The 13,695-nt window shown below is 70.5% G+C and carries 11 protein-coding genes and 1 riboswitch; of the genes, 8 read left to right on the forward strand and 3 right to left on the reverse strand.

Annotated elements, in window-relative coordinates:
• Window positions 1–64: 64 nt before the first annotated feature.
• Window positions 65–1,306 (reverse strand): glycosyltransferase, encoded by a 1,242-nt coding sequence (locus tag ACFYW7_RS08925; protein WP_389499593.1) that lies wholly within the window; start codon window positions 1,304–1,306, stop codon window positions 65–67.
• A gap of 93 nt (window positions 1,307–1,399) precedes the next feature.
• The gene (locus tag ACFYW7_RS08930; RefSeq protein WP_389499597.1) at window positions 1,400–2,341 is read right to left on the reverse strand and encodes an alpha/beta hydrolase; all 942 of its coding nucleotides are present in this window, start codon (window positions 2,339–2,341) and stop codon (window positions 1,400–1,402) included.
• A gap of 874 nt (window positions 2,342–3,215) precedes the next feature.
• On the opposite strand from ACFYW7_RS08930, the gene ccrA reads away from it, so the two are divergent.
• The 8 genes from ccrA (at window position 3,216) to ACFYW7_RS08970 (ending at window position 12,942) form a co-directional block, all read left to right on the forward strand.
• Window positions 3,216–4,538: a crotonyl-CoA carboxylase/reductase gene (gene ccrA, locus ACFYW7_RS08935; protein ID WP_389499599.1), complete on the forward strand. Its 1,323-nt coding sequence runs from the start codon at window positions 3,216–3,218 to the stop codon at window positions 4,536–4,538.
• 458 nt (window positions 4,539–4,996) lie between these two features.
• Window positions 4,997–5,104: riboswitch (SAM riboswitch) on the forward strand.
• 383 nt (window positions 5,105–5,487) lie between these two features.
• Window positions 5,488–6,537: an amino acid ABC transporter permease gene (locus ACFYW7_RS08940; protein WP_389499602.1), complete on the forward strand. Its 1,050-nt coding sequence runs from the start codon at window positions 5,488–5,490 to the stop codon at window positions 6,535–6,537.
• A complete protein-coding gene (locus ACFYW7_RS08945; RefSeq protein WP_389499605.1) occupies window positions 6,534–7,337 on the forward strand; it encodes an amino acid ABC transporter ATP-binding protein in 804 nt (267 codons plus the stop codon). The genes ACFYW7_RS08940 and ACFYW7_RS08945 overlap by 4 nt, the downstream gene beginning before the upstream one ends.
• 49 nt (window positions 7,338–7,386) lie before the next feature.
• Window positions 7,387–8,412, forward strand: coding sequence for a transporter substrate-binding domain-containing protein (locus ACFYW7_RS08950; protein WP_389499607.1), 1,026 nt, complete (start codon window positions 7,387–7,389; stop codon window positions 8,410–8,412).
• Between the two features lie 430 nt (window positions 8,413–8,842).
• Window positions 8,843–8,962 (forward strand): putative leader peptide, encoded by a 120-nt coding sequence (locus ACFYW7_RS08955; RefSeq protein WP_389499609.1) that lies wholly within the window; start codon window positions 8,843–8,845, stop codon window positions 8,960–8,962.
• A gap of 77 nt (window positions 8,963–9,039) precedes the next feature.
• Entirely contained in the window at window positions 9,040–10,248 is a 1,209-nt protein-coding gene (locus ACFYW7_RS08960) for an LLM class flavin-dependent oxidoreductase (RefSeq protein WP_389499611.1), read from the forward strand.
• A gap of 21 nt (window positions 10,249–10,269) precedes the next feature.
• The gene (locus ACFYW7_RS08965) at window positions 10,270–11,643 is read left to right on the forward strand and encodes an NtaA/DmoA family FMN-dependent monooxygenase (protein ID WP_389499613.1); all 1,374 of its coding nucleotides are present in this window, start codon (window positions 10,270–10,272) and stop codon (window positions 11,641–11,643) included.
• A gap of 168 nt (window positions 11,644–11,811) precedes the next feature.
• Window positions 11,812–12,942: an LLM class flavin-dependent oxidoreductase gene (locus ACFYW7_RS08970; protein ID WP_389499615.1), complete on the forward strand. Its 1,131-nt coding sequence runs from the start codon at window positions 11,812–11,814 to the stop codon at window positions 12,940–12,942.
• 123 nt (window positions 12,943–13,065) lie between these two features.
• Here the strand turns inward: ACFYW7_RS08970 and cpt are convergent, their stop codons facing one another.
• Window positions 13,066–13,596 (reverse strand): chloramphenicol phosphotransferase CPT, encoded by a 531-nt coding sequence (gene cpt, locus ACFYW7_RS08975; protein ID WP_389499617.1) that lies wholly within the window; start codon window positions 13,594–13,596, stop codon window positions 13,066–13,068.
• Window positions 13,597–13,695 lie beyond the last annotated feature (99 nt).

Consider the following 13,695-nt stretch of genomic DNA (forward strand, 5'->3'; position numbering starts at 1 on the left):
CAGGGTCGGCGGGGGTCCGGCTGCGGCGGGGCGGGTATCGAGGGAGTCGACGAGCCGGAACGCTCTACGCCATGCACCGGTTGAGGATCTCGCAGGCCCGGGCCGTGCCGTCCTCGGCCCGCAAGGCTGCGCCGAGCCCGCGCGCGGCCTCGGCGTGAACGGTGTTCCGGGTCAGGGCGCGCAGCCGTCGGGCGAGCGCGGCGACGGTGAGATCACGGACCGGCAGGGGTTCGGGTCCCGCGCCGAGGTCGTGTACCCGTGAGCCCCAGTAGCCCTGGTCGCCGAAGAACGGGCAGACCAGCGACGGCCTTCCCGCGCGCAGGGCCGCGGCCGTGGTGCCCGCCCCGCCGTGGTGGACGACCGCGGCCATCCTGGGGAACAGCCACGCGTGGGAGGTGTCGCCCACCACGAGCATGTCCTCTTCGCCGGTGGCGGGATCTCCGGCCAGCACACCGCGCAGTCCCGCACGGCGCAGCGCCGCTCTGACGACGCCGTCGGTCTTCTCCGGGTCGCCGGACTTCATGCTGCCGAATCCGACGTAGACGGGCGGGGGGCCGTCGGCCAGGAAGTCGACCAGTTGCCGCGGCGGTTCCCACGTCGGCTGCGGGTCGTGCCAGTAGCCGGTCAGGTGGACGTTCGGACCCCAGTCGGGCGGCCTGGGCACGACGGCGGGGCTGAAGGCGCACAGGACGGTGGCGCGGCGGACGTGCCGGAAGGGTGCCGTCGGGGACAGGGCCGACAGGCCGAGCTGCTCCCGGCGCCAGGGGTTGATGAACGGGCGGCACATGATCCAGGACGCCAGGTCGACCGCGTCGAAGCTGAGCCGGTTGCCCGGCGGACCCAGCAGCCGGGCGGCCGGTGCCAGCGGGTGGGGGAACGTCCTTGTGGGCTGGCTCGGTTGGAAGTGGACGAGCGCGTGCGGAACGTCGAGGTGCTGGCTCAGGTGGACGCCGAGGAAGCCGAGGGTGGGCGCCAGGACCAGGTCGGCGCCTTTCGCACCGGCCTGGGTCTCCGCCAGGACCGAGGCGATACGGGGCCGCAGGACGCGGCCGAAGCCGCGGACGAAGGCCACCGGGTTGCGTCTGCCGGCGAGCAGTTCCTGGCCCTCGGCGGATTCGATGATCTCCGTCGGATCGGCCGAGAGGGGGTGGAGGTTCAGCCCCGCCTCGGTGATGAGGCGCTCGTAGCGGACACTGGCGAGAATCCGCACCGTGTCGCCCTGCCCGGTCAGCGCTCTTCCCAGCGCCAGGCAGGGCTGAACGTCACCGCGGGATCCCGCGGCGAAGATCACCACTGTTCGGCCCATGCCCGTCACCTCTCACATCGCGTCCTGTTGCCACCGACGGTGACGCACCGACCCGTGGACGGGCGCTTCATGGCCCGGCCGTATCGGTCGGCGCTACCTGAGTGACGTCATGATCGTGGGCCAGATGCTGTGCAGCTCCCGCTGCCAGTAGGGCCACGAGTGCGTGCCGGGTCCGTAGAGGTGCGTAGTGACCGCGACTCCCCGTGAGCGGAGCGCCGTGCTGAATTTCCGGATGGATTCCGGAAGCGCGGACTCGGCCACCGCGCCGACCAGCAGGACGTCGAGCGGCCGGCCCTGGTCCAACGGACCGGGCAGGCCGTTGCCCGCGGACAGATGGACCCGCGTGCCGCGGAAGGCGCCCGGCATGGCGGCGGGGTTGTGGGCCTGCCAGACGGCGGCGTTGGCGACCGGGTCGCCCCAGACCTGCTTGACGTCGATGCCGGCGAGGCCGGTTCCCAGCGCCAGCGTCAGGCGGACGACCGGGTCGTTGAGGTCGACGTACGAACTCATCGCCGCCGCGTATCGGAACATGCCCGGATGGCGTCCCGCGTAGTTGAGCGCGCCGAAGCCCCCCATGGAGAGTCCCACGATCGCCCGGGCGGGTCCGGCGTGGTACTCCTGCTCCATGAGGCGCACCAGTTCGGTGGTGTGAAAGGTTTCCCAGCGCGGTGTTCCGGCGTACCAGTCGCTGTAGTAGCCGGCCTTTCCGCCGTCGGGCATCACCACGATGACGTTGGCGTCCTTCGCCAGTTCCTCGACGTCCGTCTCGCGCGTCCAGGACGTGTAGTCGTCCTCCCCGCCGTGCAGCATGTAGAGAACCGGATAGGTGACTCCGGACGCCTTGTCCCAGCCCTTGGGGAGAATCACGCGAACCGGGATCGAGGCACCCATGGCCGACGAGAGGACCGTCAGGTCCTGGATCCGGGCGTCGACCTTCTTGACAGCGGTGATGCGATCGACCGCCCCGGGGGTTCCGGGTCCGTCACCGGGTCCCTCCGCTGCCGCGGCCGTCTGGGTCGAGAGGAGAGCGGTCACGAGTGCGAGGCACACGAGCGGGAATCGACCCGCGGACCGGGCACGGCCCGCGGAGGGTTCGAGGACAGACCACATGGACTGATGCGCTCCTTGATGAAGGGGATAGCCCGAAGTGGAGGACGCCGGCAGCAGGCGTGGCGCACTGACGTCCCGGAGGGGGACGGGCCTCGATCTCGGTCCCTGACGGGTCGGGCAGGAAAGTCCTGACCGTGTTCCCGCGCACCCCAAGTGACAAGATCCATACGGAAGCCACCATGACCAATCGGTCCGTTGAACGCCAGAGGACACACCGTCAGGATCCGGAATGCGCGGACGCCTCGACATATTTTCGAGCGCGCACGTGGACGTCTGAAGAAAACGCGTCTCGGGCGCGTGGCGAGGGGCGGGTGGGCGCGGACGCCGTCATGGCGGATGGTTCTCCTTCGGCCATGACGGATTTCCCTCCTCCGGCCGGGCCGGAACGCCGGTATCGGCGGCGAGAGGAATTCACGCTTTCACTCGTTCGGGGCCTTCCATTTTCACGGACGCTCCGAACATGCAATGCGGCGGACGGGGCCGAGTCGGAAGATCGCCCGGGTGGCGGAGCACGCACGAGGATTCAGAGGCTGGGTGCGCACCGCCCCCTCGGGGCGCCGGCGCCGAGGGCGATCACCGACGGGCCCGATTCGTATGGCCTTGGCATATTCGGTTGCTGACTTCGTGGTCAGTCGGCGCGGTGGCGCGGACGGAGGGCGACGGGTCCGCTCCGGGCGGGGGGCGACCGATGGGCCAACGGTGTTTCCCGACGTGGGCTGCCTGGTGACGTGCGGTTGCGTGGCAGCGGATCAGCGCTTCTCTTGGAACAGTCGCCAGTGTGCACGAGAACGGAGTCACCATGAATTCGCCCCTGTCCGAAGCAGTCATCGCGGGCGCGGACGCGACGGAACTCGCGTCGCTCCCCCTGCCGGACTACTTCCCGGCGGCCGCGGTGAGAGCCAGTGATGTCGACATGTTCCGGGGCATCGAGGACAAGGACGTGTCCAAGTCCCTGTTCGTCGAGAACGTACCGATGCCCGAACTCGCTCCGGACGAGGCTTTGATCGCGGTGATGGCCAGTGCCATCAACTACAACACGGTCTGGACGGCGATGTTCGAACCGCTGCCCACCTTTCAGTTCCTCAAGGAGATGGGGAAAGCCGGAGGGTGGGAGGCGCGGCACGATCTGCCTTACCACATCGTCGGTTCCGATGCCTCGGGCGTCATCGTCCGTACGGGCTCGTCCGTACGCAGGTGGAAAGTCGGCGACCATGTCTCCATCTCGCCGGCCTATGTCGACGAGCAGGATCCCGATACGCATCGCGACGGAATGCTGGGGCACGGGCAGAAGGCGTGGGGATTCGAGACGAACTTCGGCGGTCTGGCTCATTACGCGGTGGTCCGGGCGAGCCAGCTGATGCCGAAACCGCCCGCTCTGACGTGGGAGGAGGCCGCGGTCAACCCGCTGTGTGCCAGTACGGCCTACCGGATGCTGGTCAGCGAGCGTGGTGCGCGGATGAAGCAGGGGGACATCGTGCTGGTCTGGGGCGCGACCGGCGGCCTGGGCTCCTACGCCGTCCAGTTGGTGCGCAACGGCGGCGGCATTCCGGTCGGTGTGGTGAATTCGGAGGAGAAGGCGAACCTGCTGAGGTCATTGGGATGCGACGCCGTCATCAACCGCGACGAGGTCCTCGGCGGGGACGACACGCTCCTGCAACGGTCCGAGGGGTGGAAGAAGATGGGGCGGGCGATCCGCGCGCTGGTCGGTGAGGACCCGCACATCGTGTTCGAGCACGTCGGCGCCAAGACCTTCCCGGCGTCCGTCTTCCTGGCCCGACGTGGCGGGACCGTCATCACCTGCGGATCGAGCACGGGATACGCGCACACCTATGACAACCGGTATCTGTGGATGCGGCTGAAGCGGATCATCGGCAGTCACGGCGCGAACCTCCACGAGCAGTGCGAGGTCAACCGCCTTGTCGCGCTGGGTCATGTGGTTCCGGCTCTGTCGAAGACGTACCGGCTGGAGGAGGTCGGGGCGGCGGCCAGGAGTGTGCAGACCAACCAGCACATCGGCAAGGTCGGGGTGCTGTGCCTGGCGCCGGATCCCGATCTCGGGGTCACCGACCCGCAGGCCCGGGCCCTGGTGGGCGAGGAGCGGTTGCGTCTGTTCCGCAGCTGAGTCGACCGGTGGGTCACCCGGTTCGCGGCCGACGGCGCATCCGCCGCCGGGCGTTCCGGGTGGCCGGGCGCCGGAGGGGGTTCGTGGCGAACTCGTCGACGATGACGATGACGGTGGTGAGGGGGAAGGGGAACTCCGGGGACGCGGACCGACACCGAGACCGTCCACGACGCGGGGCGGATGGGGGGGGGACGGGTCCGCTCGTGGGCGAGACCCGCCGAGGGGCACCCACGAAAAACTGGAGCCGGATCGACAGCCTCACATCAACTCCCTTACATACAAGCCTCGTTGGGTGGTCGGTTCGGACGGCTCCTGGACGAGGACGGCTCTCCGCGCGCGCCGCCAGACGCGCCCCGGGTGCGAGTGGGTGGACACGGGTGGACGGGCCCCGAGTCGTCCCATCGGGCGGACCGGCGTTGACATTCGAACGGGCAACTGCCTTACTGACCGACCAGAACGGTCTTGAGCGTGGCGACAGGCCCTGACCTTCTGACCGGCAGCCCTCTCATCGCGGTGGGGTGCCCAGGTGACGACCGGACCGGATGACGTTTCGGCAGGCGCGAGGCCCACGGGCCCACGGCACGGATGGATGACGGACATGTACGCAGTTCCCAGGACGGCACCCCGCCGTCCCCAGGGCTGCGTTCCGCCGCCCGGGCATCCGCTGGTCGCCGACCGCGCCACCGACCTGCTCCGTGTCAACAGCGCACTGTGTACCGCCGCGTCGGGCCGTGCCCGCTGTCGGGGCTGAATCCTTCCCCGAGGTCCCGCAGGTCCCGCGTTTCTGACGAACCCCGCCGTCGCGGTGTGCCGTTGTCCGCCCAGCCCCCTCTCCCGCGCGTCCACCGAGCGCCGTCCGGTCCCGTAGAGCGATCTCCGCCCTGCCGTTCCGGCGTGACCGCTCGCGGCCGTCGCGGCCCCGGGGTTTCCCATTCCGCTGGAGCCCGCCATGAGTGAACCCCCAGGCACCGCCGTGTCCTTCGAGACCGCGGCGATATCCCACAGTCCGTCAGATTTTCCTGCCGAAGCCGTAGTCGATGCGGGCAAGTCGGCCGAGGCCCGGGCGGACGAGACCGCCGGGCGGTCGTTCGCCGCTCAGCGGGTGCTGGCGCCGGTCCGTCCCGGCCGCTGGATCCTCACCGCGGTCGTGCTCGTCGTGGTCGCCCAGTTCGTGCACGGCCTGGCGACGAATCCCTTCTACCAGTGGGACCGCTTCGGCTACTGGTTCCTGCGCCCCACCATCCTCGACGGTCTCCTCATCACCCTCGAAGTGGCCGCGCTCAGCGCGGTGTTGGGGCTGTTGGGCGGTGTGGTGCTCGCGCTGGCCCGGCTGTCGAGGAGCCCCGTGCTGCGCGCGGTGAGCTGGACCTACGTGTGGGCACTGCGCTCGATCCCGCTCATCGTGGTGCTGATCTTCCTCTACAACTTCAGCGCCCTCTACGCGACGCTCAGCATCGGCGTCCCCTTCGGCCCCGCCTTCTTCACCTTCGACGAGTCGCGACTCGCCACCGACATGACCGTCGCCGTCATCGGACTCGGCCTCAACGAGGCGGCGTACGCGGCCGAGGTCGTGCGCGGCGGCATCCTCTCCGTCGACCAGGGCCAGCACGAGGCCGCCTCGGCCCTCGGCCTGCCGAGCTTCTACCGGTTCCGGAAGATCGTCCTTCCGCAGGCGCTGCGCTCCATCACCCCGAACTACGTCAACCAGCTCATCGGCCTGATCAAGAGCACCTCGCTGGTCTTCTACGTCTCCCTGCTCGACCTGTTCGGCTCCGCGCAGACCATGGGCGCGACCTATCCCGGCGACATCGTCCCGCTGCTCCTGGTCGTGACCGTCTGGTACCTGATCCTCACCAGCGTCGTGTCCGTCGTGCAGTTCTACGTCGAGCGGCACTACGCCCGGGGAGCCACGCGCACCCTGCCGCCGACGCCGTTGCAGAAGCTCCGGGCCGGTCTCACCGACCTGCGGGCCCGTGTCCGCCGGGAGGCCGCCGTATGAGCACCGAGACCACCGCGCCCCTCGACGCCGCGGAGATCGTCCCGGCCGCCGTGGAGGTGCACGACGTGCACAAGTGGTACGGCTCCCACCGGGTCCTGGACGGCGTCGACCTGACCGTGCGGCCGGGCGAGGTCACCGTGATCCTCGGCCCCTCCGGATCGGGCAAGTCGACCCTGCTGCGGGTCATCAACCACCTGGAGAAGCCGGAGATCGGCTACGTCAGCGTCAACGGGGAGCCGATCGGCGTCCGCCAGCACGGCGAGCGGCTGAAGGAGCTGAGCGAGCGCGTCATCCTCACCCAGCGCAGCCGGATCGGGTTCGTCTTCCAGAACTTCAACCTGTTCCCGCACCTGACCGTCCTGGACAACGTGGCAGCGGCCCCCGTCGCGACGGGCAGGCTCAAGAAGCCCGAGGCACGGGAACTCGCCCGTGAACTGCTCGGCCGGGTGGGCCTGGCGGACAAGACCGGTGCCTATCCCCGGCAGCTGTCCGGCGGCCAGCAGCAGCGCGTGGCCATCGCCCGTGCCCTCGCCCTGCGCCCCGGAGTCATCCTCTTCGACGAACCCACGTCCGCCCTCGATCCGGAACTCGTCGGTGAGGTCCTCACCGTCATCAAGGACCTGGCGACCAGCGGCACCACCCTCGTCATCGTCACCCATGAGATCGGCTTCGCCCGCGAGGTCGCCGACCGGGTCGTCTTCATCGACAGCGGAAAGATCGTCGAACAGGGGCCACCCCACGAGGTCCTCGACAAGCCCCGGCACGAGCGGACCAGGGACTTCCTCAGCAAGGTCCTCTGAACCGCGCCCCCTCACCCCATCGCCCCGAACACCGAACCAAGGAAGAATCATGTCCACTCCCGGCCTTCGCAGCAGACTCGTCCGCGGACTCACCGCCGCCACCGCCGTCGCCTCCCTCGCCACCGGACTCACCGCCTGTGGGGGCGACAGCGAGGCGGCCACCACCACCGACGGCGCCGGGTCCGGTTCCGTCACCGTGGGCCGGGTCTCCAACGGAGCCGCCAAGGAAACCGTCATCAAGGTGTCCGAGGTGAAGTCGATCAGCGCCGAACTGCCGGCGGCCATCCGCGAGCGCGGCGAGCTGGTCATCGGCCACGGTGTGCTCCCCGCCGGATTCCCGCCGCTCGACTACGTGGGCAGCGACCAGAAGACGCTCACCGGCTCCGAGCCCGACCTCGGCCGACTGGTCGCCGCGGTCCTCGGTCTGAAGCCCGTGGAGCGGAAATCCACTTGGGAGAACCTCTTCGTCGGCCTCGACAGCGGCAAGGTCGACGTGGCCTTCTCCAACGTCACCGACACCGAGGAGCGCAAGAAGAAGTACGAGTTCGCCTCCTACCGGCAGGACAACCTGGCCTTCACCGTGCCGAAGAAGAGCACCTGGAACTTCGACGGGGACTACAAGAACCTCGCGGGCAAGACCGTCTCCGTCGACTCCGGAACCAACCAGGAGAAGATCCTCCTGGAGTGGAAGGCCAAGCTGACCAAGGAAGGCAAGCAACTCACCGTCAAGCACTACCAGGACAAGAACAGCGTCTATCTGGCCCTGTCCAGTGGCAGGATCGAGGCGTACTTCGGCCCCAACCCCGGCATCGCCTACCACAACCGGCAGGTGGCGAACACGCCCCGGGCGACGCGCACCGCGGGCGAGTTCTCCGGCGCCGGCGCGAGCCTCCAGGGCCTGATCGCGGCCACCGCCAAGAAGGACAGCGGCCTCGCCGAGCCGCTCGCCGACGCGATCAACCACCTGATCGAGAACGGGCAGTACGCCAAGTGGCTGGCCGCCTACAACCTCACCGACGAGGCGGTCGACAAGTCCGAGATCAACCCGCCCGGGTTGCCGCTCAGCAATTCCTGATCCGTCGTCATTTCCCATCCGCAGCAGCCAGGTCGATCTGGCGGACACGAACGAGAGGAGCTCCGTCTCCGTGGCGCACCTGACCACCGTCCGCGCAGGCGGAGCCCCTCCCCCGCTCGGCTCACCCGTCCTGGGCGACCCCGTGCGGGCCGCCCTCGGCGGTCCGCACGCCCACCTCGCCGAGCGCGTCGGACGAGCGGTCCGCCACCAGGCGGACGTCCACGCCTCCGCCGTCCTGAAGGACCCAGCGGACCCGGCGGACCAGTCCGGCCGGGCCGACCCGCGCACGCGGGTCGGCCCGGACCGGCCTCACCCCGCGGCGCCGGTCGACGATGGCTCGGGTCCGCGGCCCGGGAACATCCGGCGCGGCCGGGGTGTTGGAACGGCGGACGAGATCCGCTCGGCGGTCCGCCGAGCCCAAGGGGTGGGGGTGACGGACGTGACGCGTGTGGCCATCCCCCGCGTGCTCGACCCGCGCCGCCGCACGCACCTGCACTCCCGGCCCCACATCGATCTCCTGCGCGTCGCCGGTGCGCTCTGTCGTTCCTGACCTGTTGCTCCAGCCGCCGCGTGCCCGTGTCCGGGCCCGTCGGCACTCTCCCGTGGACCTCCAGGAAGGGCACTCCTGTGTCATCGACTCCCGCTTCTCCCCTGCACCTTGCCGTGGCTCTCGACGGAACCGGCTGGCACCCCGCCTCCTGGCGGGAGCAAGTCGCCCGCCCCCGGGACCTGTTCACCGCCGGTTACTGGGCCGACCTGGTCATCGAGGCCGAGCGCGGTCTGCTCGACTTCGTCACCTTCGAGGACGGCCTGGGCCTGCAGTCGTCGCACTACGGCGAGCTGGACGGCCGTACCGACCAGGTCCGCGGCCGCCTGGACGCCGTACTGACCGCGTCCCGCATCGCGCCCCTCACCCGGCACATCGGCCTGGTGCCGACCGTGATCACCACCCACACGGAGCCGTTCCACATCTCCAAGGCCATCGCCACCCTCGACTATGTGAGCAACGGCCGTGCGGGCCTGCGCGCGCAGATCAGCGCCCGCCCGCACGAGGCCGACCACTTCGGCCGCCGCAGCCTGCCGCCGCTGACCCTGGAGGAACTCCAGAGCCCGGCCGGACAGGAACGGATCACCGAACACTTCGACGAGGCCGCCGACCACATCGAGGTCGTGCGCCGGCTCTGGGACAGCTGGGAGGACGACGCGGAGATCCGGGACGCCGCCACCGGCCGCTTCGTCGACCGGGACAAGCTCCACTACATCGACTTCGAGGGCCGGCACTTCAGCGTCAAGGGCCCCTCGATCACGCCCCGCCCGCCGCAGGGGCAGCCGCTGGTCACCTCTCTCGCCCATCAGACCGTCCCCTACCGGCTCGTCGCCCGCCAGGCCGACGTGGGGTACGTCACCCCGCACGACGCCGAGGGGGCCCGGGCGATCGTCGCCGAGATCCGCAGCGAGCAGGAAGCCGCCGGACGCGCCGACGAACCCGTCCACGTCTTCGGCGATCTCGTGGTCTTCCTCGACGAGCACCAGGTGGTGGCGGAGGACCGGCGCGCGCGCCTGGACGCCCTCGCGGGCGAGCCGTACGTCGGCGACGCACTGATATTCGCCGGCACGCCGAGCCGACTCGCCGACCTGTTGCAGGAGTTGGCGGAACAGGGGCTGAGCGGCTTCCGGCTGCGCCCCGCCGTCGCCGGACACGACCTGCCGGCGATCACCCGGGGCCTGGTCCCCGAGCTGCAGCGCCGAGGTGCCTTCCGCACCGCCTACGAGGCCGACACCCTGCGCGGCCTGCTGGGTCTGGCCCGCCCCGCCAACCGCTACGCCGCCGTCTGAGCCGGAAGGACCTCGACCGACATGAGCAAGCCGCTGAAGCAGATCCATCTGGCCGCGCACTTCCCGGGCGTCAACAACACCACGGTGTGGAGCGACCCCGAGGCTGGCAGCCACATCGAGTTCAGTTCCTTCGCGCACTTCGCGCGGACCGCGGAGCGCGCCAAGTTCGACTTCCTGTTCCTCGCCGAGGGGCTGCGCCTGCGCGAACAGGGCGGACAGATCTACGACTTGGACGTCGTCGGACGGCCCGACACCTTCACCGTCCTGGCCGCGCTCGCCGCCGTCACCGAACGCCTCGGCCTCACCGGCACCATCAACTCCACCTTCAACGAACCCTACGAGGTGGCCCGCCAGTTCGCCGCCCTCGACCACCTCTCCGACGGCCGGGCCGCCTGGAACGTGGTGACCTCCTGGGACGCCTTCACCGGCGAGAACTTCCGCCGGGGCGGCTTCCTGCCGCAGGACGAGCGCTACTCCCGGGCGAAGGAGTTCCTCGCCACCGCCAACGAACTGTTCGACTCCTGGCAGGGTGACGAGATCGTCGCCGACCAGGCCACGGGGACCTTCCTGCGGGACCCGAAGGCGGGCTCCTTCGTCCACTCCGGCCGGCACTTCGACATCCACGGCCAGTTCAACGTCCCGCGCTCCCCGCAGGGCCGCCCGGTGATCTTCCAGGCCGGTGACTCCGACGAGGGCCGCGAGTTCGCCGCCGCCGGTGCCGACGCCATCTTCAGCCGGTACGCCACCCTCAAGGAGGGCCAGGCGTTCTACACGGACGTCAAGAACCGCCTCGCCAGGTACGGCCGCCGCCACGACGACCTGCTGATCCTGCCCGCCGCGACCTTCGTCCTCGCCGACACCGACGAGGAGGCCGAGGAACTGGCCCGGGAGGTGCGCCGGCAGCAGGTCAGCGGGGCCACCGCCATCAAGCACCTGGAGTTCGTCTGGAACCGGGACCTCTCCGGGTACGACCCGGACGGCCCGCTGCCCGACGTCGACCCGGACATCGGCGACGACCACATCTCCAAGGGCCGCGCCCAGGTCCGCATGTACCGCGACCCGCTGGCCACCGCCCGCGAGTGGCGCGGACTCGCCGCCGCCAACAACTGGTCCATCCGCGACCTCGTCATCAACACCGGCAACCGTCAGAACTTCATCGGCTCCCCCGCCACCGTCGCCGCGACCATCAACGACTTCGTGCAGGCCGACGCCTCCGACGGCTTCATCCTCGCCCCGCACATCACCCCGACCGGCCTCGACGCCTTCGCCGACAAGGTCGTCCCGCTGCTGCAGGAACAGGGCGTGTTCCGTACCGACTACGAGGGCGTGACCCTGCGCGACCACCTGGGCCTCGCCCACCCGGACGGACCGGCCGACGAGCGGGTGGCTTCCTGAAGCCGCCGGCGATCCGCTCGACCGCCCACCGGCCGGACCCGGCCGACGGCATCACGTAAGCCGCCGAGGGACCGCTCCCGCGCGCCCCTCGGCGACGCCCCGCCCGCACGGGTACCGGGACCAGACCCCGAACCCGTCACCGCCGACCCCTGAGAGTGAGTCCTCCGCATGTCCTCCGACATACCCCTCGGCGTCCTCGACCTGGTCCCGATCTCCTCGGGTTCCACGGCCGGGGAGGCCCTGCGCAACTCGATCGACCTGGCCCGGCGGGCCGAACGCCTCGGCTACAGCCGCTACTGGTTCGCCGAGCACCACCTGAACCCCGGCGTGGCCGGAACCTCCCCGGCCGTCGTGCTCGCGCTCACCGCCGCGGCCACCTCCACGATCAGGCTCGGCTCCGGCGCCGTGCAGCTCGGACATCGCACCGCGCTGTCCACGGTCGAGGAGTTCGGCCTGCTCGACACCGTGCACCCGGGCCGCCTCGACCTGGGTCTGGGCCGTTCGGGCGGCCGTCCGCCCGGCCCGAAGGCGGCCCCGTCACCGACGGCGACCCAGGTCGTCGACGGCCGCGCCCCGGGCGGCCTGCTCATCCCGCCCGCCTTCTCCTTCGAGCGTCTGCTCGGCTCGCCGCGCGTCGCGCTCCAGCGCAAGCTGCTCCTGCTGCCGGGAGCCGAATCCCAGGACTACACCGAGCAGATCGACGACGTCCTCGCCCTGCTGGCCGGCACCTACCGCTCACCGGAGGGCGTCGAGGCCCACGTCGTCCCCGGCGAAGGGGCCGACGTCGAGATATGGATCCTCGGCAGCAGCGGCGGCGAGAGCGCCGAGGTCGCGGGTGCCAGGGGGCTGCGTTTCGCCGCCAACTACCACGTGAGCCCGGCCACGGTCCTGGAGGCGGTGGACGGCTACCGGTCCTTCTTCCAGCCCTCCGACGTCCTCGACAAGCCGTACGTCAGCGTCTCCGCCGATGTCGTCGTCGCCGAGGACGACGAACGGGCCCGGGAGCTGGCGGCCGGATACGGCCCATGGGTGCGCAGCATCCGCACGGCGGAGGGCGCCATCCCGTTCCCGACGCCCGAGGAGGCCCGTGCCCACCCGTGGACCGAGGAGGACCGCGAGCTGGTCCAGGACCGCCTGGACACCCAGTTCGTGGGCTCCCCCGGCAGGGTCGCCGACCAGCTGGAGCAGCTCCAGGAGGCCACGGGGGCAGCCGAGTTGCTCATCACCACGATCACCCACGACCACGCGGACCGGGTGCGCTCGTACGAGCTGCTGGCGAAGGAGTGGCAGCGCAGGTGACCGGCGGCCGGGGGCCCGGGCGGCTCCTTCCGCGACGGGAAGGGCATCCGCCGGGAAGAGCGGCCCCTGGCTCCCCGGCGGCCCGGTCGGCGCGGTCACGACGGCAGCCGGCCGGGCCGTCGGTCACCCGACACGTGCGGCGATGGCGCGTGCGCACTCCATCGCCTCGGTGCGGGTGGTGTCCACCTCCAGGTCGTAGACCACGCCCCGGTGGACCGACTCCGCCTGGGACGCCGCCATCCCGATGGCCCGATCGCCCCGGGCGACCTCACGGCCTGCGGCCACCGCGCTGTCGCACCGGACGCCGACCCACAGCACCTCCACGCCGCGCAGGGCCTGTTGCCATCGCCGTTGCGAGTCCGCGCCACCGAGGAAGACCTCGTCGACGACGACCCGGGCACCCGCGCGGGCCATCGCGGCGATCCCCTCGATCCATGCCGCTTCCAGCGTCCGGAACTCCGGCCCGACGGTCACCTCACCGTCCGGGGCGAACTCGATCCCCGCGTCCGACGCCCGCATCACCGCGGGCAGGGCGTCGACCAGCGTGTCCGTCCCGAGCGCCAGCCACGGGTCCGGCAGGACCGCCTGCAGGCACCGGACGATCCCGGACTTCCCCGAGCTGGAACCACCGTTGAGAACGATCACCTCAGTCATCACCGCGCCACCGTAAGGGCACCGGAGCGATCCTCCGAACCCCTTTTCACCGAGCGGGCCCGCCGTCCGGGCGGCCACCGTCGGGCCCTGCCACGGGTG

The organism is Streptomyces sp. NPDC002580, from assembly GCF_042889485.1.
In the GTDB taxonomy this organism is placed as follows: Bacteria; Actinomycetota; Actinomycetes; order Streptomycetales; family Streptomycetaceae; genus Streptomyces.

What these genes read in the sequence shown, in the direction of transcription:
- ACFYW7_RS08970 (WP_389499615.1), top strand. Translation starts at nt 11,812, where the DNA reads ATGTCCTCCGACATACCCCTCGGCGTCCTCGACCTGGTCCCGATCTCC.
- cpt (WP_389499617.1), bottom strand. Translation starts at nt 13,596, where the DNA reads ATGACTGAGGTGATCGTTCTCAACGGTGGTTCCAGCTCGGGGAAGTCC.
- ACFYW7_RS08945 (WP_389499605.1), top strand. Translation starts at nt 6,534, where the DNA reads ATGAGCACCGAGACCACCGCGCCCCTCGACGCCGCGGAGATCGTCCCG.
- ACFYW7_RS08925 (WP_389499593.1), bottom strand. Translation starts at nt 1,306, where the DNA reads ATGGGCCGAACAGTGGTGATCTTCGCCGCGGGATCCCGCGGTGACGTT.
- ACFYW7_RS08965 (WP_389499613.1), top strand. Translation starts at nt 10,270, where the DNA reads ATGAGCAAGCCGCTGAAGCAGATCCATCTGGCCGCGCACTTCCCGGGC.
- ccrA (WP_389499599.1), top strand. Translation starts at nt 3,216, where the DNA reads ATGAATTCGCCCCTGTCCGAAGCAGTCATCGCGGGCGCGGACGCGACG.
- ACFYW7_RS08950 (WP_389499607.1), top strand. Translation starts at nt 7,387, where the DNA reads ATGTCCACTCCCGGCCTTCGCAGCAGACTCGTCCGCGGACTCACCGCC.
- ACFYW7_RS08940 (WP_389499602.1), top strand. Translation starts at nt 5,488, where the DNA reads ATGAGTGAACCCCCAGGCACCGCCGTGTCCTTCGAGACCGCGGCGATA.